Source organism: Streptomyces sp. MB09-02B, assembly GCF_033794485.1.
Classification (GTDB): Bacteria; Actinomycetota; Actinomycetes; order Streptomycetales; family Streptomycetaceae; genus Streptomyces.
Window position 1 is genome coordinate 1 of sequence record NZ_JARGEE010001000.1, and the last position, 571, is coordinate 571.

Consider the following 571-nt stretch of genomic DNA (forward strand, 5'->3'; position numbering starts at 1 on the left):
TTGTTTAGTTGTTTTCTTTTGTTGTGTTTATGTGCGTTCTTCGTGCGAGTTCTGTGTGTATTGTGGATGTGACTTTTTTTTTTTTAGATACGGGGGCCCACGGTGATTTCCAAAGGGTTTTTGTCCGGAGGGGGAGATGTTTATAAGAGGCAGCCCCCTCCTCCGCCCCGGCGGGACACGCGCGGAACACCGGAAGCTCCAACTCCTCGTCGCAGCGCACGAACTCGAGCCGTACGGGCATCCCGATCCGCACCTCGTCGCACGGCACCCCGACGACGTTGCTGACCGTCCGCACCCCCTCCGCCAGCTCGATCAGTCCGACGGCGTACGGCGGATCGAAGGCCGGGAAGGGCGGGTGGTGCATGACGACATACGAGTAGACGACCCCCTCGCCGCTCGCCTCGACCGTGTCCCAGGCGGCCGAACCGCACGCGTTGCAGCCGGGCAGCCAGGGGAGACGGAGCGTGGCACAGTCGGCGCAGCGCTGGATGAGCAGCCGGTGCCGTGAGATCCCCTCCCAGAAGCCGGAGTTGTCGCGATTGACGACGGGGCGGGGGCGGCGGGTCTGCTC

General features: G+C 63.6%; 1 protein-coding gene. It reads right to left on the reverse strand.

Annotated elements, in window-relative coordinates; genetic code table 11:
- Positions 1-4 precede the first annotated feature (4 nt).
- A partial coding sequence (locus tag P1P70_RS45555; protein ID WP_319248482.1) for a Zn-ribbon domain-containing OB-fold protein occupies positions 5-571 on the reverse strand: 567 nt, incomplete at its 5' end.